General features: G+C 66.7%; 23 protein-coding genes. 7 read left to right on the top strand and 16 right to left on the bottom strand.

The window, feature by feature from the left end; genetic code table 11:
- Positions 1-2: 2 nt before the first annotated feature.
- Entirely contained in the window at positions 3-938 is a 936-nt protein-coding gene (locus WC815_10655) for a DmsE family decaheme c-type cytochrome (GenBank protein MFA5909227.1), read from the bottom strand.
- Between the two features lie 311 nt (positions 939-1,249).
- On the opposite strand from WC815_10655, the gene WC815_10650 reads away from it, so the two are divergent.
- Together WC815_10650 and metK are read left to right on the top strand one after the other, a co-directional pair.
- Positions 1,250-1,771, top strand: coding sequence for a sulfur transferase domain-containing protein (locus WC815_10650; protein MFA5909226.1), 522 nt, complete (start codon positions 1,250-1,252; stop codon positions 1,769-1,771).
- Positions 1,772-1,985: 214 nt separating this feature from the next.
- Positions 1,986-3,155, top strand: coding sequence for a methionine adenosyltransferase (gene metK, locus WC815_10645; GenBank protein MFA5909225.1), 1,170 nt, complete (start codon positions 1,986-1,988; stop codon positions 3,153-3,155).
- Positions 3,156-3,167: 12 nt separating this feature from the next.
- Here metK and WC815_10640 read toward each other — a convergent pair whose 3' ends face one another.
- From WC815_10640 to WC815_10630, 3 genes are all read right to left on the bottom strand, one after another.
- Positions 3,168-4,505 carry a CapA family protein gene (locus tag WC815_10640; GenBank protein MFA5909224.1) on the bottom strand — a complete coding sequence of 446 codons (1,338 nt, stop codon included), beginning with the start codon at positions 4,503-4,505 and terminating at the stop codon, positions 3,168-3,170.
- 106 nt (positions 4,506-4,611) lie between these two features.
- The gene (locus WC815_10635; GenBank protein ID MFA5909223.1) at positions 4,612-6,021 is read right to left on the bottom strand and encodes a tetratricopeptide repeat protein; all 1,410 of its coding nucleotides are present in this window, start codon (positions 6,019-6,021) and stop codon (positions 4,612-4,614) included.
- Positions 6,022-6,071: 50 nt separating this feature from the next.
- Positions 6,072-6,548, bottom strand: coding sequence for a hypothetical protein (locus WC815_10630; GenBank protein ID MFA5909222.1), 477 nt, complete (start codon positions 6,546-6,548; stop codon positions 6,072-6,074).
- Between the two features lie 152 nt (positions 6,549-6,700).
- Between WC815_10630 and WC815_10625 the strand changes: the two genes are divergently transcribed.
- Genes WC815_10625 through WC815_10615 form a run of 3 tightly spaced genes read left to right on the top strand, consistent with a single transcriptional unit; the run spans position 6,701 to position 10,492 of the window.
- Positions 6,701-8,173 (top strand): calcium-binding protein, encoded by a 1,473-nt coding sequence (locus WC815_10625; GenBank protein MFA5909221.1) that lies wholly within the window; start codon positions 6,701-6,703, stop codon positions 8,171-8,173.
- An 11-nt stretch (positions 8,174-8,184) separates the two neighbouring features.
- A complete protein-coding gene (locus WC815_10620) occupies positions 8,185-9,600 on the top strand; it encodes a HEAT repeat domain-containing protein (protein MFA5909220.1) in 1,416 nt (471 codons plus the stop codon).
- A 55-nt stretch (positions 9,601-9,655) separates the two neighbouring features.
- Positions 9,656-10,492 (top strand): OmpA family protein, encoded by an 837-nt coding sequence (locus WC815_10615; GenBank protein MFA5909219.1) that lies wholly within the window; start codon positions 9,656-9,658, stop codon positions 10,490-10,492.
- A gap of 33 nt (positions 10,493-10,525) precedes the next feature.
- Here the strand turns inward: WC815_10615 and WC815_10610 are convergent, their stop codons facing one another.
- A complete protein-coding gene (locus tag WC815_10610; protein MFA5909218.1) occupies positions 10,526-10,885 on the bottom strand; it encodes a hypothetical protein in 360 nt (119 codons plus the stop codon).
- 214 nt (positions 10,886-11,099) lie between these two features.
- Positions 11,100-11,711, bottom strand: coding sequence for a M15 family metallopeptidase (locus WC815_10605; GenBank protein MFA5909217.1), 612 nt, complete (start codon positions 11,709-11,711; stop codon positions 11,100-11,102).
- Positions 11,712-11,817: 106 nt separating this feature from the next.
- On the opposite strand from WC815_10605, the gene WC815_10600 reads away from it, so the two are divergent.
- Complete coding sequence (locus WC815_10600) at positions 11,818-12,468, top strand: DedA family protein (protein ID MFA5909216.1); 651 nt, start codon at positions 11,818-11,820, stop codon at positions 12,466-12,468.
- Between the two features lie 66 nt (positions 12,469-12,534).
- Here the strand turns inward: WC815_10600 and WC815_10595 are convergent, their stop codons facing one another.
- The 10 genes from WC815_10595 to WC815_10550 form a co-directional block, all read right to left on the bottom strand.
- Positions 12,535-14,787 (bottom strand): DUF5916 domain-containing protein, encoded by a 2,253-nt coding sequence (locus WC815_10595; GenBank protein ID MFA5909215.1) that lies wholly within the window; start codon positions 14,785-14,787, stop codon positions 12,535-12,537.
- A 120-nt stretch (positions 14,788-14,907) separates the two neighbouring features.
- On the bottom strand, positions 14,908-15,657 hold the full coding sequence (locus tag WC815_10590; protein MFA5909214.1) for a hypothetical protein: 750 nt from the start codon (positions 15,655-15,657) through the stop codon (positions 14,908-14,910).
- Between the two features lie 21 nt (positions 15,658-15,678).
- Positions 15,679-17,508 carry an ABC transporter ATP-binding protein gene (locus tag WC815_10585; protein MFA5909213.1) on the bottom strand — a complete coding sequence of 610 codons (1,830 nt, stop codon included), beginning with the start codon at positions 17,506-17,508 and terminating at the stop codon, positions 15,679-15,681.
- Complete coding sequence (locus WC815_10580; GenBank protein ID MFA5909212.1) at positions 17,490-18,401, bottom strand: CHAD domain-containing protein; 912 nt, start codon at positions 18,399-18,401, stop codon at positions 17,490-17,492. Before WC815_10580 ends, WC815_10585 begins: the two co-directional genes overlap by 19 nt.
- Positions 18,401-19,594: a Na+/H+ antiporter NhaA gene (locus WC815_10575; GenBank protein ID MFA5909211.1), complete on the bottom strand. Its 1,194-nt coding sequence runs from the start codon at positions 19,592-19,594 to the stop codon at positions 18,401-18,403. Before WC815_10575 ends, WC815_10580 begins: the two co-directional genes overlap by 1 nt.
- 9 nt (positions 19,595-19,603) lie before the next feature.
- Positions 19,604-20,461, bottom strand: a complete 858-nt coding sequence (locus tag WC815_10570; protein MFA5909210.1) for a metallophosphoesterase — start codon at positions 20,459-20,461, stop codon at positions 19,604-19,606.
- Between the two features lie 3 nt (positions 20,462-20,464).
- The gene (locus tag WC815_10565; protein MFA5909209.1) at positions 20,465-21,442 is read right to left on the bottom strand and encodes a hypothetical protein; all 978 of its coding nucleotides are present in this window, start codon (positions 21,440-21,442) and stop codon (positions 20,465-20,467) included.
- A gap of 12 nt (positions 21,443-21,454) precedes the next feature.
- On the bottom strand, positions 21,455-22,732 hold the full coding sequence (locus WC815_10560; protein ID MFA5909208.1) for a BamA/TamA family outer membrane protein: 1,278 nt from the start codon (positions 22,730-22,732) through the stop codon (positions 21,455-21,457).
- 13 nt (positions 22,733-22,745) lie between these two features.
- Positions 22,746-23,378: a hypothetical protein gene (locus tag WC815_10555; GenBank protein MFA5909207.1), complete on the bottom strand. Its 633-nt coding sequence runs from the start codon at positions 23,376-23,378 to the stop codon at positions 22,746-22,748.
- Positions 23,379-23,526: 148 nt separating this feature from the next.
- Complete coding sequence (locus WC815_10550) at positions 23,527-24,294, bottom strand: universal stress protein (protein MFA5909206.1); 768 nt, start codon at positions 24,292-24,294, stop codon at positions 23,527-23,529.
- 317 nt (positions 24,295-24,611) lie between these two features.
- Between WC815_10550 and WC815_10545 the strand changes: the two genes are divergently transcribed.
- Positions 24,612-25,334, top strand: coding sequence for a hypothetical protein (locus tag WC815_10545; GenBank protein MFA5909205.1), 723 nt, complete (start codon positions 24,612-24,614; stop codon positions 25,332-25,334).

Raw genomic sequence — 25,334 nt, 5'->3', positions numbered from 1 at the left:
GCTTACCTCACAAAATACGCGCCCGAAGGCGAGTTGGAACCGTGGATGTTGGCATGGCAGTTCTTGCAGGCCTTGCCGATGAACCGGGCGTTCGCCGTCGGGAACCCGCTCGGCGCTCCGGCGGGGGCCACGCGGGCGCCCAGCTCGGTGGCGAGGTTGTCGCCTGATCCGAAGTGACCCGAGCCGGTGAGGTGGCAGTTCCAGCACAGGTTCGGCAGCTTCTGGGTCAGCAGGCGCTTGTGGTTCGTGCCGTGCGGCTGGTGACACGCCACGCAGTCCTCGCGAACCGGGGCGTGCTCGAACAGGAACGGGCCCCGCTTTTCGGTGTGGCACGTGTAGCAGAGCTCGTTGGTCGACTCCGCCTTCAACATGTGTGGACGGGAGCCGTCATGCGGGTTGTGGCAGCTGGCGCAGGCCATCTTGCCTTCGCGGACGGGATGGTGCGACGTCTTCTGCATCTGCGATCGCACAGTCTGGTGGCAGGTGGCGCATGTCTCGGCGTCGTTCTTGGTCTTGAGCTGGGCCTTGATCGACTTGGGTGAGTGCACCGAGCGGCAGGTCGTGCAGGCCACGTTGCGGCGCGCGTGCGCGCTACTTTGGAAGTTGGCCTGGTTGGCCTTCTCGTGGCAGGTGAGGCAGGTCTTGGTAACCTCATTCGCCGTCAGTTTCTTCATCGACGGCACGGGACCACCGGTCTCGCCAGCCGACTGGGCCTTGAAGTGCTCGGCCACGTTCGTATGGCAGCTCGCGCAGCTCTCGGTGAGCCCCGCGTGTTTCGTACGCTCAAACTTGGGCCCGACGGCCGTCTCGTGGCACGTCTGGCAGTCGGCCGCACTCCAAGTTCCTCCGGCCGGCGCCGGCTGGGCAGAGGCGGTCGTGACGCCTCCGGCCAACAGGAAGGCGGCCGCGAGTACCAGTCCGGATAGCCTGTACCGCATGTGATCCCCTCTCTAACGCTGTGCATCGCCCTGGGGTGAGGGTGGTGAGCGTGGGAAAGACTGAAGAGATAAGTGCGAGAGAGTCGTACCCCTGCGTGGGGCTCTGCAAAGTTGACGCCGAAACGGCCAACGGCAAGACGTCAGGAATCAGGCCGAAATCGTGAGGGCGTGCCCGGTCTGGCGGCCAACCGGGCCGGAAAGTTGCGGAATTTTACGGATTCCCCGGGGGGTGGCGCAAAGGGCAGGCGGCGGTCCGGTCATCCACGGATCGACGGATCCCGGCATATGATCAGCCCCGGAGGCTCCGATCAATGCGTTCACTTATCACCACCCTTATCCTCGCCCTGGGCGTCGCCACCCTGGCGGCCCAAACGAAACAAGAGCGAGCCGGCATCGTCAATTTCACCAAGGTCGATGCCGTCGTTGCGTGCGGCGGCGCTACTGACACCGCGGCCCTCGAAGGGCTGGCGAAAGACGGCTTCAAGGCCGTCATCAACCTGCGCATGCCAACCGAGAAGGGCGCCAACCTCGAGGAGAACGCGGCGCGCGCCAAGGAGGTCGGGCTGAAGTACATCAGCATCCCCTTCAACGGTCAGCAGCCGGACCCCAAGGTGGTCGATCAGTTCCTGGCGACGATCGCCGACAAGTCGAACCAGCCGGTGTTCGTCCACTGCGCCTCGGCCACCCGCGTTGGCGCCGTGTGGCTCACCAAGCGCGTGCTGCAGGACGGCTGGACCGTCGAGAAGGCCACCGCCGAAGCGAGACTGATCGGCCTGGGCAACCCCGCGCTCGAGAAGTTCGCCCTCGACTACATCGAGACCCACAAAAAGTAACCGGGCGGCGTGACGCGACTGGTTTGACAGTGTCGCGCCGGCAAGGTGATACTGAAGGGTCGTTTGTGCGGCGATTTCCTCGACTTGATGGGCCGCACCTCGTCATGCCATACCGGGCGCACTGAAAGTGCGCCCTTACGACGGCTGACGTGATTTCTATCTAAGTCGCGAGGCAGGCCCGCGACCGTCGCGGGTCTTTTTTTTTGGAGTGTGAATGGGTAACCGTTACATCTTTTCTTCGGAGTCGGTCGGCGAGGGCCACCCCGACAAGGTCGCCGACACGATTTCGGACGCGGTCCTCGACGCCTGCCTGGCGCAGGACAAGTTCAGCCGGGTCGCCTGCGAAACCTACGTCAAGTCGAACATCGTCATCGTCGGCGGCGAGATCACGACCAAGGCCAAGCTCGACTTCGTCAAGATCGTGCGGGACACCATCCGCGAAATCGGCTACGTCAACGACGATGACGTGTTTCACGCCGACCGGGTGTTCGTGAACGTGCTCGTGACGCAGCAGTCGCCCGACATCGCCCAGGGCGTGGATGCCCGCAAGGCCAAGGGCAAGAAGACCTCCAAGCAGGGCGCCGGCGACCAGGGCCTGATGTTCGGGTACGCCAGCAACGAGACGCCCGAGCTGATGCCGGCGCCGATCATGTTCGCCCACCGCCTCGGGCGGGAGCTCACCAAGATCCGCAAGCAGGGCAAGTGCCCGTGGCTGCGCCCCGACGCCAAGTCGCAGGTCTCGGTGATCTACGACAACGGCAAGCCGGTCGGCATCTCCAACGTCGTGATCTCCACGCAGCACGCCGCCGACGCCCAGCACAGTGACATCGAGAAGTTCTGCATCGAGGAAGTGATCAAGAAGGTGCTGCCGGCGCGGCTGCTGACCAGCGCGACCGAGTTCCTGATCAACCCGACCGGCCGCTTCGTCGTCGGCGGGCCGCAGGGCGACACCGGCCTCACCGGCCGCAAGATCATCGTCGACACATACGGCGGCATGGGCCGTCACGGCGGCGGCGCGTTCTCGGGCAAGGACGCGACCAAGGTGGACCGCAGCGCGGCCTACATGGCCCGCTGGGTGGCGAAGAACGTCGTCGCCGCGAAGCTGGCGGCGAAGTGCGAAGTGCAGTTCGCCTACGCCATCGGTCATCCCGATCCGGTGAGCGTGCACGTGGAGACGTTCGGCACCGCCACGGTGTCTGACGCGAAGATCATTCGCGCCATCAACCGCGTGTTCAACTTCCAGCCGTCGGAGATCATCGACCAGCTGAACCTGCGCCGGCCGATCTACTCGAAGACCACCAACTACGGGCACTTCGGCAAGAACGACAAGGACCTGACGTGGGAAGCCACGAACAAGGTCGGCGCGCTGCTGAAAGCGCTCTAGCTCCTCATCGCATCACGGCGTCGGGGTCACGATCCCGACGCCGTTCCTCACCGTCACCGTCGCGCCAAACGCCTTCGAGCGCGTCGTCAGCGCTTCCAGGATTCTCGCCGCATCCGCGCCCGTGGCCAGCTTCGGGCGCCCGCGCTCCGCGCGCGAGGTCTGGTAGCCCAGCGTGATGGGCTGCAGTTGCAGCTCGACGAACTTGCCGCCGTCCCACTTCGTCGTCGCCAACACCGAATCCCAATAGTCACGATCGGCCGGGAAGCTGCGGCGATCCTTGTCGTAGCGCGCGTCCAGGTAGTCGGACGCCTGCGCCTCGTCTCCCAGCGAGTACTGCTCGTAGCTGTCGGCGGGCATCCGCAGCAGCGTCTCGTTCTGGAAGATGAAGTTCGACAGGCTGTAGAGGATCGGCTTGCCCTTGTAGATCTCGACGCCGCGGAGCACGTGCGGTCCGTGGCCCACGAAGACGTCGGCGCCGGCGTCGATCACGGCGCGGGCAAAGATGGGGATGAAGTCCGCCGGCACGGACCGGTTGACGCCGCTCTCGTGGCCGTGCAGCGAGACGATCACGATGTCGGCAAGCGTGGCGGCGGAACGAACCACCCGCGCGATCTCCTCGACGTCCTGCTGGTTGGGCTCGGTCCGCGGCCCGGGCGTGGCGCCCGACTCGTAGCGGCGTCCGCCAAAGTTCAACGTGTCCCCGGCGGCCGGTGGTTGTCCGGACAACTCCGACGCGACCCGCTTCAAATCAGCGAGCCGATCCGGAGAAACGACGTAGGTGGTGGTGAAGCGCAGCGGGCTCAGGCCAGGCCGCGCCGGCATGTCGCCGCGCGTATTGCCGGCGCGCGAATGCGGCGTGAACGTGGACGCGGCCGCGATCAGCGCGATGCGCGCGCGCGGCGTTTCCAGGAACTTCGCCTCGCGGGCTTCGGTCAGGCTGTTGCCCACTCCGGCTTCGACCAGCCCGGCCTCGCGAACGTACTTGCTCGTGATCTGCGCGCCGAGCGGCCCGAAGTCGCCGGCGTGGTTGTTGGCACGCGAGACCAGGTCGAACCCGGCCCACGCCAGATCCTTGAGGATCGGCGGATCGGTGCGCATCCACGTGCCGCCGCTCTCGTGCGCCGGCGGCGCTTCGTAGTCGTGGAACAGCGTTTCGAGGTTGGTGAACGCGGCGTCGGCGCCGCGGATCATGTCCATGAGGCCGGTGAACTCCGGCTCCTTGAACGGCGAGATTCTCTGCGTGATGATCGAGTCGCCGGTAAGCGCGAGCGTCACGGGCCCGCGCGACTGTCCCATCGTGGTCGCCTGCCCGAGCAGGATCACCCCCAGCAGCCCCACGCCTAATGCCATGCGCTTGATCATCGCGGCCTCCAACTGGCGTGAGTATACGCAAGGTTCACGCCTGGTGCGCCTCGGGGGGCCTCCGTGAGCCCGATTTCCGTCGAGCGGAGTCTAATCACTCGGTCTCCTTCAGTTTCCAGACAGCGAGCAGGTTGGCCTGTGCCACCGGATCGTCGCGATCGATCGCCAGCGCCCGTCGAAATTCCGAAATCGCCTTGTCGAAATCGCCAGCGAGGTAGTACGCGTATCCCAGATTGACGTGCGGCCTCGCTTTCGACGGCGCCTTCCGCACGGCATCGGCCCAGAACCGGACCGGCGACGCGTAGACGGCGTTGCGGTCCACCGTCGCCATAGCGAGAAGCGGAACGAGGACAAACGGAAGAACATACGCGGAGGCTTGCGAGACGCGCGCCGCTGGACGCGGCATCGACTCCATCACCCATGCGATACACGCCGACCATGAGGAGGCAATCGCGAAAAAGAGGCCCGGCGCTGCCAGATACAGGTTGCGCTCACTCAGCAGATCGTAGCGAGCGAGGACGCTGTTGGTGGGCAGAAGCTGGAGGAGGAACCAGAAGAGGCCGAACGCCACGATTGGGTGTTTGCGCACGCACGCCACTGCCACTGCCACAAGCGCCGCGATCAGCAGCAGCGAGCCGAACGCCGGCCACACGAAGAGGGAACCAGCCGGGGCGAAGTTGTGCTCGATGCTGAGACGGCCCGGAAGCACGAACAGGGTCAGCGCGTAGGCCACGGCGTGGACCTGCGCGATCAGGTTCTCGGATATCGGACGGATATGACGGCTGACGCTGAGCAGATACACGTAGCGCGGCGTCAGCGCGGCAGCGCACAGGAAGCCGGCCAGCACGCCCCAGAACGGAAGATGGAAGCGCCAGACGGCCTGCCGGAATTGGGAACCCCTCCGCCGTCGCGCGACGAACTCGACGAGCAGCAGCGCCAGCGGAAATGTAATGGCGATCTCTTTCGAGAGCAGCGACAGCGCGAAGCACGCGATCGCAGCCGCGTACGGCCAGGACGCGACGCGGGCCTCGGATGGTCTCGTGGCGGCGGTCGCGCGAAGATAGCAGTACAACCCTGCCAGATAGAAGAACGCCATCATGCCGGTGGCGCGTCCCGAGACGTAGGTGACGGTCTCGGTGGCGATCGGGTGAACGAGAAACAGCAGCGCGGCCCAGACGGGGACAATCTCCCTTGACGCACGACGCGAAGGACCCGGATCGCCGCCGGCGAGATGCCGCGCGATCAAATAGAAGAAGAAGACGCTGCCGATGTGGAACAACACATTCAGCAGGTGATAGCCCGAGGGGTTCTCGCCCCAGACCGCGCGATCGACGAGGAAGCTGAATCGCAGCGCGGGGCGGATCATTCCCGGCAGGTGGGCCACGTAATCCGTCACGCTCGAGATCCGCGGATCTCGGAGGATCGCCGCGTCGTCGAGATGAAACAGACCCTGAAACGCATTGGCGTAGACGAGCGCCGCTCCCAAGACGATCAGGGCGGCCACCCGCCGCGGCGCCGAGTCAACGGAAGGCATCAGCACGATCGGCGGGAGACCTAGGGTGCCGTCTTGTCGTCCACGCGAGTGTAGGCGGTCGTCACGTTGAAGGTTCCGGCGGGCGATGCAATCGTCCGGGTCTGCCGCAGTTGCCTGCGGTCCTCGGAAAACGCCACCATCGCGGCCGTCCCCGCCCCACCGGGCGGGCCGACCTGCAAGACCAGGGTGCCGCGCTGCTGGTCGACATTGGAGGTCGAGTACACCTCCTGACGCGTCGGCTCATCGGGACTCACGGTCCACATCGTCTGCTGGTCGATATACAGATCGACCTGGCGCGTGGCGCCGGCCTTGCCTTCTTCAGCGGCGACAGGGGCGGCGCCAGGAGCGGCGTGACGCCAGCCGGGCTCGGCAGCCGCGATCTGTTCGGAGGTCTGGCGCCAATGCCCGAGGAGGGGCTGATCCGTCGTAGCGGGAGCCTTCGAGCAAGACCCCGTCGCGAGGCCAACGAGCACGAGACCGAGCACTGTCGCCTTCACGTGTCCTCCTCCCGTTTGTAACGGCTATCGCATTATACGTGCCCATCGTCTCAGGCGGGGACTCTTCCCGCCCAATTCGTGGGTGACGAAGAGCCGGCAGATGGAATCCTCTGCCAGGCGCCACCGCTAGGTGTAGCATTTGCCAAGCTGCTATGAAGACACCCCTGCTCGTTGTGTGTGCGGCGGCCGGCCTGCTCTTGGTGGGCGCCGATCGCGCGACGGCTCAGCCCGCGTGCAACGACCAGCCTGCGACGATCGTCGGCACTGAGGGCCCCGATGTCCTCGCCGGCACGCCCGGCGACGATGTCATCGTCGGACTCGGCGGCGACGATGTCATCCGCGGCGGAGACGGCAACGACATCATCTGCGGCGGACCGGGCAACGATGAGATCCACGGCGGATCCGGGATGGATCACATCTTCGGCGACGAGGGAAACGACCGGCTGTTCGGCGACGCCGAGTGGGATGCGATCAACGGCGGCGATGGCAATGACTTCATCGACGGCGGCGAGGGCGACGCCAACGGGTGCCCCGCTTCTTTCAGCTTCGACACCAACGGCACACTCGTGCGCACCGCGGGAGTCGCGTGCGGGCTGCGCGGCGGACCGGGCAACGACGAGATCCACGGCGGGCCCGGCGTCGATCTGATCTACGGCGACGCCGGTGACGACCGCCTGTTCGGCGGCGCGGGGTTGGACGCGATCCATGGCGGTGAGGGCAACGACGACATCGAGGGCGGCGACGGCGACGCCAACGGATGCGGCGACGAGATCTGCGGCCTACACGGCGGGCCGGGCAACGACGTGATCCACGGTGGCCCGGGCATCGATCTGATCTACGGCGACGGCGGTGACGACCGCCTGTTCGGCCAAGGGGGGTTGGACGCGATCCATGGCGGCGAGGGCGCCGACTTCATCGACGGCGGCGAGGGCGACGCCAACGGATGCGGCAGCGACATCTGCGGCCTGCACGGCGGACCGGGCAACGATGAGATCCATGGCGGATCCGGGATGGACCTCATGTTCGGCGACGGGGGAAACGACCGGCTGTTCGGGGAGGCCAACTGGGACTCCATCGGGGGCGGCGAGGGAAATGATTTCATCGACGGCGGCGAGGGCGACGACAGGGGCTGCGGCGTGTACTGGGCTCCGGGCCCCAATGGCACGACCATCCGCATGTCCGGGCTCGACTGCGGCCTGCACGGCGGGCCGGGTGACGACGAGATTCACGGTGGCCCAGGGATGGATCTGATCTTCGGTGAAGCCGGAGACGACCGCGTGTCCGGGGAGGCCGGATCGGATCACATCGACGGCGGCGGGGGCGACGACATCATCGACGGCGGTGATGGGGACGACCAGATGGAGGCCGGAGACGGCGTCGACCAGTGTAGCGGCGGCGCCGGTGCGGACAAGTGCGACGGCGGATCGCCGTCCGGCGACGATGACACCGACTGCAACGATCCGGACACCTGCTCGGCCGACACCGAAAAGCGCACGCATTGCAACAAGCCGTGCGCCGAGGAGGAGACGACCGACCAGGACAATCAGGACGCACGAAACGCGCGGCGGGAGCGCGTCCAGCAGGCGGTGGATCGAGTTCGCACTTACGGCCAGTCGATTCATTGAAGGACACACACATGACGGACACGCAGCCCGCCGTCGAGATCGCGCGCGGACACTTCCTGGCCGCCGGCTTTCACGAGCTGCAGCGCCGATATGCCCGCTTCACGATGCGCCGGACGATTCGGCAGCAGGCGGCGGAGCGCGCGGCGGCGCTGACGGCGCTGGGACAGCGTGCGTGGGACGAACAGATCGATCTCTCGTCGTTCTCCGAGCTGCGCGATCGGCTGACGGCGCTCGATGCGCGCGTCGGCGAGATTTCGCAGACCAAGAGCGCGCTCGAGAGCAGGAAGGCCTCGCTCGAGCAGGAACGGCGCGCGGAGGTGGACACGTTCACCAGCCGTCGGCAAGCGGTGCTCGACAAGAAGAATCCGATAGACGCCGCCCTCGGTCAATTCCGGTCGCGCAAAGCCGGGTGCGAGCGGACGATGGCCCATGCTGAAGCACGCCTCGCCGCAATCCCCGCGGAGTTCGCGGCCGTCGATCGCGACCTGGCTGCGGGCGGCGCGGATCCCGCGAAGGCGCAGACGGCCACCGGGCGACGGTCACGGCTCGCCGCGGAACAAGCCGAACTGGGACCGAAGCTGACGGCAGCACGCAGCGAACTGCCCGGCCTTGCGGCCGAAGATCGCCGGCTGTCGGCCGAGAGCCAGGAATGCGCCTCGCAGATCGCCGGCATCGACGCCGAGCAGAAGGCCGCGCTCGGGCGGATCGACGGAGAGTTGGGCCGTGTGCGATCCGGGCTGGACGGCGCCGCACAGCAGTCGAACACCGCGCAGCAGGAGCGCCGCGAACATTTCGGACGGCTCGGAGAGAGCCTGTACGATGCGCGGGTCAACGCGTCCGTCCTATCCGAGCAGACGGCACGGGTCGCCGCGATCGATAGGGCCCGTGCCGAAAGCGAAGCCACGCTCGAGCGCTCGCTGGCCGTGACACGAACGCTGGTGCCGGGAACGATGGGCAAGTTCTGGGGCGCGGTCGCCGGCGTGCTGGTGCTGGTGATCGTCCTGGCCTCGATCGCGAATCGCTCGGCGAATCGAGCCGCTGAAGATCGCACCGCCAGCGAATCTGCTGGCGCAGCGAAGACATCGCCGCAATCACCGTTCGCCAACGCGCAACAGACCGGGACCGACGTCGTCCGCCGCTTTGCGCAGATGGGCACCGAGAGCCCGCCGCAACTGCGCGCAGACGCCGTTCGCATCTTGAAGGCGGATCTGGAGATGATCGGCTCCACCGCCGATCCGGCCTACCTGCCGATTCTGGTGCCTGTCTTACGGAGCGACGACCCGGAACTGCGCAAGGCGGCGGCCGATGCGATCGGCCTCATCGGCCCGACTGACGAGGAGACGGCTGAACTCAAGCGCCTATTGAACGATCCCGTCCCTGGCGTGGCTGCGGCCGCGCGCCGCGCGCTCGCCGAGCGGCCGCGGTGAACTCGGCGCCAGCCCCGATGGCCCCCCCCGACATGACCACGAGAAAGATCCGACCATGAAAAGAACATCGCACGTGCTGCTGGGCGTTCTCGCCCTGTCGATTGCCGCCGTCCCCGCTGCGGCGCAACAGAAGGACGCCGCCAACTGCAAGGACCACCCGCTCCTTACCCGGATACCCGACTACTGGATTCAGGCGTGTACGCTGAAGCAGTTCGACGGATTTGCGTTCAGCATCGGCCAGGGAAAAACAGCCCGGGTGGAAGGCCAGTTCACGAACATCAGATACCAGCCGCCTGCCAATCTCACGATCAAGCCAAGCACGCTGCAGGTGCTGCGGAACGTTGAAAACGCCGTGAAGGAAATCGGGGGGACCGTCGTTGCGACCGATTCGAGCAAAGAAACCCTGAAGCTCACCAAGGACGGCAGGGAGCTGTGGATCGAAGTATGGGCCGATTTCACGGGCCAGTACATCCTGACCATCGTGGAGAAGGCGGGGATGGTCCAGGACATCGTCGCCAACGCCGGTGCGTTCGCCAGCGGCCTCAGGACGACGGGCCACATCGCGGTCGAGGGAATCTACTTCGAGACCGGCAAGTCCGAACTCAAGCCCGAATCGGCGCCGGCGATTGCGGAGGTGGCGAAGCTCCTGAAGGCCGACGCGAGCTTGAATCTCTACGTCGTCGGCCACACCGACAACGTGGGCGCCCTGGAGGGGAACATCAAGCTCTCCCAGGACCGCGCCCAGTCGGTCGTGCAGGCGATCGTTCGCACGCCCGGTATCGAGGCTGCGCGCCTCAAGGCCTATGGCGATGGTCCCTATGCGCCCGTGGCCTCGAACGACTCAGAGGAAGGACGGGCGAAGAACCGTCGCGTCGAACTCGTGAAGCGGTAGCCGCATCAAGGCGGACGCCGGATCGGATGTTGTCTAGTTCGCGAGCTTGATCGACTTGACGTTGATCGACTTGACGCCGTCCTTCTCGGTCACTTCGCCGGTCACGATGACGGTCTTGGCGACGAAGTCGAGCATCTTGGCGTTCTTGTTGGCGATGTAGTCGCCGGTCACCGTGTAGATGGCGTCGGCGGTGAGAATGCCCACCGGCTGGCCACTCTTGGCGCACGACATCGCGCAGCTGGCGTGGGCCGCGCCCTTGCCGGCTTCCTTCTTCGAGGTCGCGCACGCAATATCGACCACTTCACCCTTCACGGTCATGTCGGCGGCAAACGCCGGAATCGCCAGGGCGGCCACGAACGCGGCGCCCGCAACCATCGAAATCACATTACGCATCTGAGCTCCTTGAATTGAACGACCACTGTGGACCCCGCATCCCTCGTCGGCGCGCGTGGCTGGGGAGCCTCAATTAATGACTGTGGCTCCTGCGGGATTACCTGTCAAGCCACCGCCCCACACCAGGATGCCAGCTCTGCTGTTCTTCCAGAAACAGCGCGTTCACGCGCCATGCGGCAGAATCTCGACTGGTTCACGAAGCACCTCTGGGGCGCTACCGAATCGCGCTGAAGGCGATGTCGAGGATTGGGTACTGCGTCCAATCCTTGTAGTTGAAATGCCACCACTCGTTGGGCTCCACGGTGAACCCGTGACGCTCCATCGCCTGGCGGAGACGGTCGCGCCTGGCGCGCGCCTCCGGCGGGCCGCCGGTGTAGTCGGGATACGACCGCGGCGTCATCTCGTCGTAGCCGCCCGGCATCTCCACCACCTGCCCCGTCGCCAGGTCGTACATGCTCAGGTCAACCGCGCAGCCGCGATTGTGCTTTGACCCGGTCTTGGGGTTGGCGACGAACTCACGCTGAAAGCCGCTGGTCATGTCCCAGAACAACTTGGTGATGGCCCACGGCCGGTAGCCGTCGTGGATCAGCAGGCCGTAACCGTCTTTCGCGAGGTCCTTGTGCGCGGCCAGCAGCGCCTCCGCGGCGGGCCGCTGCAGGAAGGCGCGCGCCTCCTGGTAGACCGGCTTGCCGAGAAAGTTGTTGGTGCCGGCGTAGCGGATGTCGAGCTTGATCGTAGGATCGAGCTTCACCAGCTCCACCAGGTCCGCCGTGCGGGTGGCATTCGGATCCTTCGGCGGACCGTCCTGTGCCCACACAGCGGCCACAGAGACACAGAGACACAGAGCAATCAATAGCCGTTTCATTCGTTGCCTCTTAGCAACACCGTGGCAGCCAGGCACCGCGGCCGTTTGAACTACTCTATATACACACATGGAATACCTGATCGATTTGTTTCTTCACCTCGACGTTCACCTGGCGGAATTCGTCGCGCAGTACGGCATCTGGGTCTACGCGGGTTTGTTCACGGTGATCTTCGCGGAGACCGGCCTCGTCGTCACACCCTTTCTTCCCGGCGACTCGCTGCTGTTTGCGGCCGGGGCGCTGGCCGCCGCCGGCGCCATGGACATCACGCTGGTGTTCGTCCTGATTGCAGTGGCCGCCATCCTCGGCAACACCGTCAACTACGCCATTGGCCGGGTGATTGGACCGCGGGTGTTCGGCGCCACCGACACGCAGGGCCTGCTGCACAAGCTGCTCAATCGACAACACCTCGACAAGGCCCACCAGTTCTTCGAAAAGCACGGCGGCATCGCCGTGGTCTCGAGCCGCTTCGCGCCCATCATCCGCACGTTCGTGCCCTTCGTCGCCGGCGCGGCCGCCATGAACGCCTCCACGTTCGTCTTCTACAACGTCGTCGGCGGGCTGCTGTGGACCGCGGTCTGCGTCGGCGCCGGCTACGCGTTCGGCAACGTCCCGGTGATCAAGGAGAACTTCTCGCTGGTCGCCATCGGCATCGTGCTGGTCTCGATGTTGCCGATGGTGATTGAAGTGATGCGACACAGACGGGAGACCGTCAAGTGAAGCCTTAAACAGAAGGTCAGGAGTAACAATATTCTTCTGTTCTCCTGAACTCCTGTCGCTTGGCGTTTACCTCGCCAGCCAGTACGTCATCTTCACCGCGAGCGAGCGGCTGCGGACGCGCGACGAGGCGTCGGGAACCTGTCTCGAGGTCAGCGGCACATCGATATCCCAGCCCTGGTTGTAGACCACGTAGAGGTCGCTGCCCGGCTTGTAGTGATACCACCACAGGAAGTTGAAGCTCGCCGTCTTGCGGTCGTCGTTGTACTGGACGAAGCTCTTGAGGTAGAAGTCCGGCGAGAACGAGTGGCTGACGCGGAAGTTGAGGACGTTGCTCGAGTAGTCGGCGCGGCCGGGGAGCTGCACCCGGTTGTGCGTGTAGTTGGGCTCGAACAGCAGCGTCTTGCCCACCTGGATGGTCAGGTTGGCGCGAATGGCCTGGCGGTCGCCGTTGTAGTAGCCACCCGCATCGCCCCCCACGGTGCCGAACACGCGCCTGGTCCGGTTCGACGAGTAACTGGCGGTCGCCGTCGTCCATGAGTAGGCGCCCACCGGCAAGGTGGTGCCGGCGGTCGTGAATGACGCGCTCAGGTTGTCGTACTCGCGCGTCACCGAGACCCGCGCACTCGACGTGTCCTGCCGCTGCATGTGCGCCTCGAATTCGGAGGTCCGCGAATCGACGCGGCCGCCGTGGTTCTCGTAGTAGTCGGTGGTGCCGTTGAACATCAGCTGCCGCACGCCCCTCCACCGGGGCCGCGGGGTCCAACCGCCCCTCACCTTTCCAGCGCGGATGTCCAGGCGCGGGATGTAGCCCATCTCGGCGTTGAACTGCGCGCCGATGTCCTGGTACTGCGCACCGTAGCTGAACTTGTCGTGCTTCCAGAGGAAATCGACGACGCCTGCCGAGGTCCGGCTGAAGCCGGACGCCACATCGGAGCCGGACACCACCCCCGGAGAGAACGTTTTCGCGAACAGGCTGGTGAGGGTGACGTAGCGGCCGAGCACGAGGCCCGCATCGAGGCCAATCGCGCGGTTGTAGTCCGAGATGCCGTTGGCGCTGTTGAGCACCAGCGCGCCGATGCTCGACTTGGCCAGCACGTTGCGCTTCACGCGCACGGCGGTGTAGTTGGCATTCGCAATCTGGCGGGTGTTGAGCGTCTCTTCCTCGCTCTCGATGTTCAGCACGCCCACCGCGAACTGGCCAATCCGCCCGGTGACGCGGCCGCCGCCGATGAGGGGAATCTGCTGGCCATCGACCAGGCCGATACGCCGGCTATAGAACAGCGCGAGCAACCCGGGATCGTTGGCCGCCGACTCCCCACCCAGTCCCGCCACGGCCTTGCCGAAGTCGAAGATGCCGGCGCTCTCGGTGAAGAACTGCCGCTTCTCGGGGAAGAACAGGCTGAAGCGGGTGAGGTTCACCACCTCCTGGTCGGCTTCGACCTGGGCGAAGTCGGTGTGGTAGGTGAAGTCGGCGATCAGGTCGTTGGTGAGGCCAATCTTGAAATCGCCGCCGTACTTCGCGTCGGCTTGCCCTGAGCCATGTCGAAGGGCCTTGCCCTCGGCGTGCGACAGGTAGTCGCGCGACGCGGTCGGCAACACGAACGGCACGAACTCCACGCGCCGGCGCGACTTCAGATTCTTCAACCCGCTCAACAGGCCGGCGTTCGAGACGCGCGCGAATCCCGACGCCCCCCACTCGCGCGGAAACGGCACCCAATACGACTCCTCGTTCTTGCGGAAGAGGATGCGGCACAGGTTGATGCCCCACAGCGATTCGCCGATCGTGGTGCGGAAGCGCAGCTGGCTGAGCGGGATGGCAATCTCGATGTACCACCCCTTGTCATCCACCGTCGTCTTGTTGTCCCACACCGCGTTCCAGTCGTAGTTGATGGTGCGGCCGTTTTCGACGGTGTTGGCGTCCTTGTAGGCGCCGAGCGGGTTGGTGCTGAAGTAGAAGGCGTTGCGGTGATCGTGGAAGGTGTCGATGGTGATCTTGATCTGATCGCCCTTGTTCAGCCCGGCATCGCGCTTCATTTCGCTGGCCATGATGCCGGCCGGGTCGTCGTCCCAGACCCAGACGCCGAAGTACAGCGTCTTGTCGTCGTAGAGCACGCGGAATTCGGTCTTCTCGGACGAGGCCTGCCCGTAGTCGGGCTCGCGCTGCACGAAGTTGCCCTGCACCGGCGCCAGTGCCCAGGCTTCGTCGGTCAGCTTGCCGTCAATTTTCGGCTGCTGGCCGTCGGCCAGCTTGAACGCGATGGCGCGAAAGGTGTCGGGATCGATGGTCTTGATATCGAACGCAGATTGCGCCCATGCCACGCCAGGGCCGCTGATGAATTCACCAGGGGCGCAGATTACGCAGATTACGCAGATCAAGACACGCACCGAACCCGGCCTCATCCGCAGGATTCTATCGTCGCGATCCGTTCGGGCCTGCAATCATTTGTCTGTGGGCCGCGCCTGGCTGACGGCGGCGCTGAACTCCGCAAGTGTGCGCTCGGCGCTGCTGAGGCCAATGCGCCTGACGATCGGCTCGATGATCCAGCCCAGTAACTTCGGGAACCTGCGGCTCAACCCGAGCGTGTCCAGTTCCACCCGCACGCCGCCGTCGCGCTCCATGAACCTGGTGAACGTGTTCGCCGCCCACAGGTAGCCACTGTTCTCCCCGGGCGGCAGATAGCGCGGCCGGCGCCAGTCCCCGTCCGCGAGCTGCCGAATCGTCCTGGCTTCACCAAGCGCGCGGACCTCGCCGGCGCCGCGGACGTAGGTGACCACCGACCAGACGTCGAGCACCGCGGTCACCATGCCGCCGCCCTCCTTCATCCTGGCAAACACGCGAAACGTGTTTCCCTCGCGCGCGAGTAATCGTGATTCGAGCACCGGCGTGTGGATCGCGGCGTAACGGTCGTAGTCCTGGGCGACGGCGAGCACGTCGTCGAGGGTCACGCCGGGAATGAAGGTGGCGCCGCGCCAGTGATGCACCAGGCCGCCCGGCACCCTGGTGATGTGCCCGGTCTGATCGTCGCCGGCGGGACCTGGGCCGTCACCAAGAAACGCCTGCCGCACTGAGGCGACGTAGGCCTCGTAGGCCCGCAGCGTGCGTGGTTCCATCTCCGCCGCAACGGCCACGGCCGAGAGGACGCAGGCGGTGAGGCCCATGACCACGGCGGCGAATCGGTGAGTCTTCACGGTCGGTCTTCCTTTCGGCGTTCATGCCGCGCCGGCTGTCCCTGGTACCGCCGCGGCTTCCGGGACCGCCAGCGGGCGGTCCGGGTCTTCGGGCTGAAACTGGATGCGATACAGGCGCGCGTACAAGCCGCCCTTGGCGAGCAACTCGCGGTGCGTGCCCTGCTCGGCAATCACGCCGTGATCGAGCACGAAGATCACGTCGGCGTGGCGCACCGTGGCCAGGCGGTGCGCGATCGTGATCGAGGTGCGGCCCGCCATCAGCGTGGACAGGCCTTCGAAGATCAACTGTTCCGACTCCGGATCGAGCGACGCCGACGGCTCGTCCAGCAGCAGGATGGGCGCGTCGCGAATGATGGCGCGGGCAATGGCGATGCGCTGGCGTTGCCCGCCCGACAGGGTGTCACCGCGCTCGCCGAGCATGGTCTCGTAGCCCTGTGGCAGGCGGTCGATGAACTCGTCGGCATGGGCAAGGCGGGCGGCGCCCACGATCTCGTCCGTGGTGGCGTCCGGCCGGCCGTAGGCGATGTTCTGCGCCACCGTGGCGCGGAACAGCAGCGTGTCCTGGAGCACGAAGCTGACCTGGCGGCGCAGGGTCTCCAGCTTGTAGTCGCGGATGTCATCCCCGTCGATGGTGATGCGGCCGTCGCGGACGTCGTAGAGCCGGGGGATCAGGCAGAGCAAGGTGGACTTGCCGGTGCCGGTCAGGCCGACCAGCGCCGCCCGCTGGCCCGCCGCCACCGTCAGGTTGACTCCCGTGAGCACGGACTGGTCCGGCGAAAACCCGAACGTGACGCCGGCGAACTCGATGCGGCCGCGCAACGGCGGCGCCGGCTTCGCGCCGGGCCGGTCCCGAACCTGGCTTTCCAGCGACAGCACCTCGCGGATGCGCTCGAAGCTGATGGCCGCCTTCGACAACGTGTCGGACATCTTGGAGAGGTTCTTCATCGGCTTGTACATCTTGCCGAGATAGATCACGAACACGAGGAGGGCGCCGGCCGACAGGCGATCGGCAATGACCAGCCTGACGCCGTACCACAACACCACGCAGGTGCCGACCGCGACAATCACATCAACCAATGGCGCGAGCCGCGCCTTCAGGCTCCGCGCCCGCAGGCTGATGCGGACGCTCTCCGCACTCTCCCGATCGAGGCGCCGTTCCTCGTAGTCTTCGGTCGCAAACGCCTTCACCACCCGCGCCGATGAGATCGACTCCTGGACCACCGAGGCCAGCGCGCTCTCCTTCGCCTTGACCTCACGGGCCGCGTTCTTGATGCGCCGTGTGTAGCGGTAGACCATCACGAACAGCACCGGGGCCACCGAGAGCCCGATCAGGCTGAACCGCCAATCCAGATAGAACATGACCACGGTCATGCCGGTGATGGTGATGAGGTCGAGCGCAATCTGGAGGATGGCGGCGATGAAATCCTCGGCGGCGTCGATGTCGCTGGTCAGGCGCACCACCATGTCGCCGGTCTGCCGCCGTTCATAGAAGGAGAGCGAGAGGCGCTGCACGTGGTGGTAGAGGCGATGCCGCAGCTCGAAACCCACGCGCTTGCCGACGGTGCTGGAGAAGTACTTGTCGGTGTAGGCGCTGACAGCGTTGACGACGGCAATCAGCACCACGGCCATGGCCGCGACATCGAGAATCACCAGGCGGTCGCCGCCGCTGAGCCACGGCGCCATCCACGCCGGCGGGGCCTTGTCGCCCAGGACGTAGTCGAAGATCACCTTCAGCGGCCACGGCTCGAGCAACTCGGTGAAACCCTGGACCAGCATGGCGCCGGCGGCCACGGCCAGCAGGCGGGCGTGCGGCCGCAGCAGGCCGGCAATGCTCAGGCGGCGCGCTTCCATGGTCCGGCCCTCCCCGACACCCACAGGGCGCGCACGCGCTCGGCGTGGGAGGCTGGCGTCTCGTCGAAGCAGCGGCCGAGGGTCCGGGCCTTGCCCAACAGGTCACGGCGATACGCGCGGACCGAGCGCAGGCCGCGCGCGGCCGCGCGCGGCGACAGCGAAGGCGCCTCGCGGATCAGCGGCACCAGCAGGTCGGCGTTATGCAGTTCGCCCAGACAGGCGTCGAGCACCTCGAGCCGGTGCTGGTCATCGACCAGCCGCCCGCCGCACGCGTGATCGAGCAGCCGCAGCAGGTACCACTGGTTTTTGACTCGCCGCCGCCAGGCATGCAGGGCATCCGGCCGGGGATCGGCCAGCGCCTCGTCACGGGCATCGCGGCTGCCCCGGTGTGCGGCCTTGACCGCCGCCACCACTGCGGCCTTGCCGCGCTGCTTCACTTTCAAGTCGTTCTCGCGGCGCTGTTGTGTCTTCAGCAGCCGGACGGCGCGGGCGCGCGCGCGGCCGGCCTCGGCTCGCTGAGAGACACGCCCCGCCCGCGCCAGGAGGCCGGCGCGGATCGCGCTGACGGTTGGGGCGGCGAGCCTCTCGCCCTCGAGGTCGCACAGGCGGTCGAACGTTGCGACCACCGCGCTGGCGTCGGCGATCGGGCCCAGCAGGCGATTGGCCGCGCGCAGCCGGTGGTTGGCCGGACCGTATTCGCCGCCCAGCGCCGAACGCACCAGCCGCAGCAACGCCCGGGCCTTCTTCACATGCTTGCGAGCCTCGTGGACATCGTCCACGCTCGGCGCCGCCGACGGCGTGTCCAGGCACGCGATCGCCGCGTCCAACTGGCGGTCCATCAGCCGCCGCACCTGTCGAGACAGCGGCGCTCCGGGCTTCAAGCGAAAGGACATCAGGCGGCCTTTCTCCGTTCCGCAAACCTCCCGACACCCAGCACCCGGGCCACCACAAACGTGACCACGATGCCTGCCACCGTCGAGAGCGCGCCGAGCGTGATCTGCCCAAGCACGGCGCCAATCGGCAGGATCGCCGCGGTGACAAACAGCGCGAACGTGAAGCCACTGGTCGTGGCCAGCGCCATCACCAGCATGTCGCGCCAGGTCGTGTGGCGCGGCAGCCGCAAGCCGGCGACCGCCGCCAGCCCGATGCCGCCGAGCACGCCGAGCGGCCGGCCGACGAGCGCCGCCGTGAGGACCGCCCACGTGCCGGTGTCGTAGTGCTTCAGGATCACGCCGGCGTTGACCAGCCCGAACAGGAACAACGCGACCTGCGCGACACCGTTCCACTCATGTTCGGCGTGGTGAATCGGGTTGTTGTCGGTCCGGTCATCGAACACGTTCCGCCGCCGCGGGTCGTGTGGCAGGAGCGGCACGATCGGCACCAGCGCCAGCGCGGGATGGATCCCCATCCAGTAGAACGAGAGCCATGACAGCGTCCCGCAGACAATCCAGTACGGCCAGAACGATTGCACTTTCATCCAGCGCAGCGCCGCGGCTCCGGCCAGCGCCGCCAGCAGCACAGCGCCCCCCACCGGGTGGAAGCGGAAGTCCGGTGCGGTGAGCGTGACCACCACCATCACGATCGCGTCGGTGATCACGGCCAGCACCAACACCAAGCCGACCACGCTGCTCCGGCGTGGATAGATCAGCCTGAGCACGTAGTAGGCGGCCGCCAGGTCGATAGCACAGCCGACCGGCCATGCCACGGCCAGGGCCATCTCGTGCCGCAGGGTGACGACGGCGGAGAACGCGGCCGCCGCGCCGAGCAGCCCGCCCACGGCGCCGGCCGCCGGCATCACCCAGTACCGCCAGTGGCCGAGGGCGCCGCCGGGCATGACCGCCTCGAACACTTCCTGGGCGATCAAGGCAAGGAAGATGGCCATCCCGATTTCGTTGACGGGCCAGGTCCACGCGCCGGCGAAGCGGAAGTAGCCTTCGCCTTCGGTGTTGGCCCAGATCAGCGCGATGGCGGCGCCGAACGGCAGCAACAGAAACTGGTTCAGCACGAAGCGAAACGCGCGCCGGAGCGTGCGCCGTTGGGCGGCCGTCGTGGTCATGGCGGGAACGGTGAGAATGGGCTGGCTCATGACGATCTCCTAGGACGTCGCCCGGCGGCGAATCACGCCCGCGTCCACGGTGGCGCCGGTGCGCGAAAGGGTCTGGAAGAACATCTCGTCACCAATGACCGAGACGATCAGGAACGCCCGGTCCTGGTCGAAACCGGCGGCGGTGATCGCCGACGGCGTCAGTCCGCCCTTTCGCAACTGGCCGCTCGATCCGGCCACGAAGTAGGTGATGCCCTTCTGCGGCTTGATGCGCTCGTAGACGTGTTCATGGCCCGAGAACACGACGTCCACGCCGTATTCGACCAGAAGCGGCTCGAGCGCGACGCGCAGCTGCAGGTCCGGGCCATGGCGGTCGCCGTCGGAATAGATCGGGTGATGGAAGACGGCGATCTTCCAATCGTCCGGGGACCCGCGCAGCGCCTCCTTGATCCAGTCCAGTTGCTTCGGGTCCATGAAGTTGGTGTCGAACATGAAGAACCGCGCCCGGCCCCTGACGAAGCTGTAGTAGCGCTGGCCGCCCATGTTGAATCCCGGGTAGTTGCGATTGGTCGGCTCGTCGTGATTGCCGAGCACCGCGAAGAACGGGATCTTCATGCGGATCAACGGGCCGTACGGGCTCTCGAACTTGTTCAGGAAGTCCCGCGGCGTTTGCGACCCATACATGTTGTCGCCGAGCATCACGACGAACTCGAACGGGAACGTCGCATGCGCCTGCAGCATCTGCCGGGCGACCTCGTACTGCGGCGGCTCGCCCGTGCCGTTGTCGCCAATCACGGCGAACCGCACGGCCTCCCGATCGTCCACGGGCAGGGTGACCTGCCGCGCGCCCACCCACGACACCGGGGCGGCCAGGAGCAGGAGCAGGAGCAACGTGACAAGGCGACGCATGGCTTACCGCCCTTCCCCTTCAATACCGGCGCCGCCGCCGATGCGGACGGCCTGGTCGATCCGCCGCTTGATGACACTGATGAACGGAGCCGCGGCGGCCGGCGTGAACCCGCCGGCGCGAAAGGCTTCGTCCCACTGCCGGGCGTCCAGGCGCGCGAGCAGTTGGCCGGCCCACTCAACGTCTTGCGGTGTGATCCGCCCGCGAATGAGTTCCTGGTGATAGCCGCGGAAGCCGAACTGCACGAATCCGTCGCCGACGCCGGTGATGAACCGATGCCTGGCAAAGACGGCGGCATCGCCGCGCTTCGGCGCCAGACGGCCCGTGCCGCCCAGCGCGGTGCCCAGGTCGCGGACCACGAACCACTGCTCTGTTCGGTCGCCGGTCCGGTACTCGTACAGCGTGTTGTTGTCGTTCTTCAGGTCCGACGCGTTCACGAGCAACAGCACGACCAGCAGGCCCTGGTACGGCTGCGTGCCAACCAGTGGGCTCGTCTGCCATGACCAGGACCCGCGGTCTTTGAGCAACGGATCCTTGAGACGGAACCGCCCGCCGGGTTCGACATGCGTGCCCCAGTCGTCGCGGAGGGTGAACGACGGCAGGAAGTACACCGGCGGCTGGTGATAGCCGATGGCGGAGAGCACGCGCGACAGCGCCACCTCGATCGGCCCCTCCGGCGGCTGGCCTTCGGGCGGCGCCTGCTTGACGCTCCACTCGCGGTCGCGCGAGTCGCGCACGGTCAGGCCGGGATTGACGCCGGTGTGCTTGTGCTCGACCAAGGTATAGGTCGCGCGCGGTTCGGGTGCGCGTTCCGGCCCCCATGGTCCGAAGAACAGGTCGCGCTCAGACAGGTCTTCCGGCGGCACCCACAGCGAGCGAATCGCCGCGGCCGGCGGCGGCACCGTGGGATGCACGACCTTCGCGCACAACGGCAGGTAGAGCGCGAACAGGATCGACGCGGTGCCGAGCGCGACAATGTGCATCGCCATCACCCCTCAGGGGACGAACGGAATCGCCGCCGTCTTGCGCGACAGCCGCGACGCATGCAGTGGATCGCTCGTGGTGAACAGGATGCGCCACCCTTCCTTGCCGTGCGCCACGTCAAGCCGGCCGAACGTCGAACGAACCGAGTGCAGCCTCAGGCCCAAGCCAAACGACGTCTTGTCGAGGTTGAGGTCTGCCATGCGCGCCGCCACGTTGCCGGCGTCGGCGAACACGGCGAGATCCACGTGCGTCATCAACGCCAGGCGGGCTTCCACGTTGACCACCGCGAAGTGGCGGTCGTGGAAGCGGTAGTTCGGGTAGGCCCGGAGCGTGTTGTTTCCGCCCAGCGACGGCATCAGGTAGAACGGCACCACGCTGCCCTCCGCCGTATCGGAGGCGGCGAGCCAACCGTGCAACGCGAGGGTGACGCGCGAGCCGGCCATCGGCACGAACTGCGCGCCTTCAACCTCGAAGCGCTGGAAGCTGAATGCGGCCAGGTCGCGGGCCCAGTAGCGGGTCCACGAACTCCGATACAGCCCGCCGCGCAGCGGGTGGCTGCGATGGTCGCGCGTATCGGCCGTCACCGACAGTTCACCGGTCACGTACGCGGGCTGCTCGGCGACCGCGAACACCGGGTCGTTGGGGAACAGGTCCTGCGTCGCCGGGTAGTCGCGCAGGAAGGTGCCACCGGCCACGTCGATGGTCGGCCGCCGCAGCCAGCCGCCGCGGCCGCCGAACGTCAGCCACTTCACCGGCCGGACGTTGGTGTAGGCGACCAGGTTGAGCGACTTCAGCCGGTACTCGCTGCGATCGGTCTCCGGTGTCTCCGCGCCGGTGCCGAAGAAACTGTTCTGCGTGAAGTCCTGCCAACGGGCTTCCGTCCCGATTGCGACGCGGCTGCGGGCCAGGTTGGTGAACTCGAACCGCGCGCGCGCCATCTTGTAGGACCGCCATGACATCCCCGCCGACACGTCGAACACCATGCGGTCGCCGCCCATCCACTGGCGATAGCCGGCGCCGCCGGAGATCCAGCCGGCGCCCGTGATCATGTTGCCCATCTCCGGGTAGATGCCGCTCTTCTCCCCGCTCCCGTCGCCCATCGTCCGGGTGGCGAAGTCGATGCCGCGGGTGAGGAGGCCGGGTTCCGGCAAGACGCCCTCGACGACGGGCTGCGGATCAGCGGGCGACGACGGATCCTGTGCCGACGCGACCGCGGGCATGGCCGTGACGACGAGCGCCAATGCGCTCGACACGGCCACGGCGACGTAGTGTGGCGTGTGGGACTTCATAAAGCACCTTCGTTCAATAAACCGCCGGCCAGAGCGCGGTGGAGGTGTCGCCCAGCGCGAGCGGCAGGATGTCCACGATCAGGCTGGCGTGCACGTCAATCAGCAAGAGGTCGCGGCCGACGAGCCGGTACTGCAGTTCCGGCGGCAGCGGGGGCAGGGCCTCGAGCACGCATGGGAACATGGCCGTGCCGAGGGCCCAGGGGAATGTGCCGTTCACGCGCAGGGTGACGGCGGCGGAATCAATGCCGGCCGTCAGTTCAACCTCCTGCACGTCCGCGGGCGTGAAGCCGTGCGACCCAAGCGACCTCGCGATGCGCACGCGAATCGCGGCCTGGACCGCCGGGTTGAACAGGTCGCCTTGCCGTGCCTCCGGCCGGGCGGCGCGAATCGCCGCCGCCATGTCGTCAATGGCGCGGCGGATGGACTCCGGATTCGCGTTGACCACCACCGGCGGCAGCCGGCGTTCGAGCTGGCGGTGGAGGAAGGCGTAGTCTTCGGCTGCCTTCGCGAACTGCAGCACGCCGTCCGCGTCGGCCTGGTGCGGCGCTTGGGCGGAGGCCCTGGCCGTGAAGAATCCCAGAAGGGCCACGGCAAGCACGCGGACGGCGAGGCGGGCGTGAGAGTGACGAGCGTGGGTGGCGTACACGATACCCCTCCGATCACTCGGAAAGACTGCACCGCCCGTGCCAGCCAAATCGGGCCTGTTTTCGGGCGCGATCCGCGCCAAAACCGGCTGAAACCGCGGGAATTGCCCGCAATGGCGGGGGAATCGTTCGCAGGGGGCCGGGCGGCGCTCAGCAGGGAACAGCGAGCACGAACGCGCGGCCGGTCTTGAGCACCGCCGAGGCGATGATGCCGGGGCGGCCGCGAGGCCGTTCGCGGAGTCCCATCACCACCAGGCCGGCGCCCTCGGTCACGGCGCAACGGGAGATCTCTTCCGCCACGTCGCCGCGGCGCACGATGAGCGACCTCGGCTTGACCGGCGACAGCCCGTGGGCGTGGTCGCGAAGCTCCTGCGAGGCTTCGTGGTCGGTCTTCCTGCCATGCGTCACCGTCAGCAGGTGCAGGGGGTGAGCCGCCAGCCCTGCCATTTCGCTCGCCATTTTCAATTGACGAGCGCAGTGCTCGGTGGGGTCCACGGCCGCGAGCACCGCACCGCAGGTCAACGCCGGCCGGTCGCCCATGCTGACGATGTCCATGTCGGTGGGTGGCACCAACAGGACCGGCGCGGTGGCCACTCCCAGCAGGGCCTCGCTCGTAGAACCGAGCAGGAGGCGCGCAATGCCACCGTAGCCGCGCGAGCCCACCACGAGAAGCGTGGCGCCATGCTGTACTGCCGCTTGCTGGATCGCGTCAGACACCCGGCCCGTGGCCAGGATGACCGAATCTTCGTGGATCGACGCTTCGTACGGCGTCGCGCGTTCGCATTCGGCAAAGACACGGGTTCGCAGGTCCGCCGAATCGTCGGCACCCACGTGCACGACCTTCAGGCCGGCGCCGAGTATGCGGGAGAACCCAACGGCGTGGTGCAGAACCCTCGAGGTAGACGGACCCAGGTCCACGGCACATAACACGAGAGGTTCACTCAATACCTGCCTCCAGCCCACAGCTCCACGTTGCTAACGACAGTATCGACCTCGGCGGCCCGTGCCTATACCCCCCGGATCAGCCGGGTCCTGGCCCGGGAATCCCCGGAAAGCTTGGGAAATATCCCCGAAATCGGGGGAATTCCCCCGCGCCGGACGGCCGGACACGCGCGATTTCCGGCGAATCAACCGGCACGCATTTCGCTTGATCAGACACGGAATCCTCAGGGGCTTCATCATGGAGCGCCGCATGATGATGCCGATCACGGCGCTGGCGGAAGAAGGGTAACCACATGGTTTCGCGTGACAGTCTGAAGACCGCCGGCGGCGGCCTCGCCCTCGGCGCCAGCCTGGCTGCGCTCGGGTATGCCGGCCTCATTGCCTACCATCGCGCCCGGTACGGCAAGGATGTCGTGGAGTTGAACGACGACAGCCTGCTGCTCGATCGGTTCATCCCGTCGCCGGAAGTTGTCGAACATCATCGCGTCCGCATCTCGGCTCCGGCCGACGTGGTGATGTCGACGGCCCGCAGCCTGGAACTGCTCCACTCCCGGATGATCCGCGCCATCTTCAAGGTGCGCGAGCTCGCGCTGGGCGGCCATCCGGACGAGCGCCGGCACCCGTCGGCCCTGCTGCCGCAAATGCAGTCGATCGGCTGGGTGATCCTGGCGGAGCGGGCCGGCCGCGAAGTGGTGCTCGGCGCGGTCACCAGGCCGTGGGACGCCGCCCCCACGTTCCGGCCGGTGCCAGCCGCCGAGTTCGCGGAGTTCCGGGAACCCGGCTACGTGAAGATCGCGTGGACGCTCCGCGCCGATCCGATCAGCGACACCGAGTCGATGTTCCACACCGAGACGCGCGTCGCCTCCACCGACGTCGAATCGCGCAAGCGCTTCCGCCGCTACTGGTCCTATGTCGCGCCGGGCGTGGAGTTGATCCGCCTGGCCATGCTCGCGCCGCTCAAGAAGGCGGCGGAACACTCCCCGTCCGCCAAGGCGGCGCACGCGCACGGCCACTAG

The organism is Vicinamibacterales bacterium (assembly GCA_041659285.1).
Taxonomy (GTDB): Bacteria; Acidobacteriota; Vicinamibacteria; order Vicinamibacterales; family UBA2999; genus 12-FULL-67-14b.
This window is presented reverse-complemented; position numbering and strand designations above follow the sequence as displayed.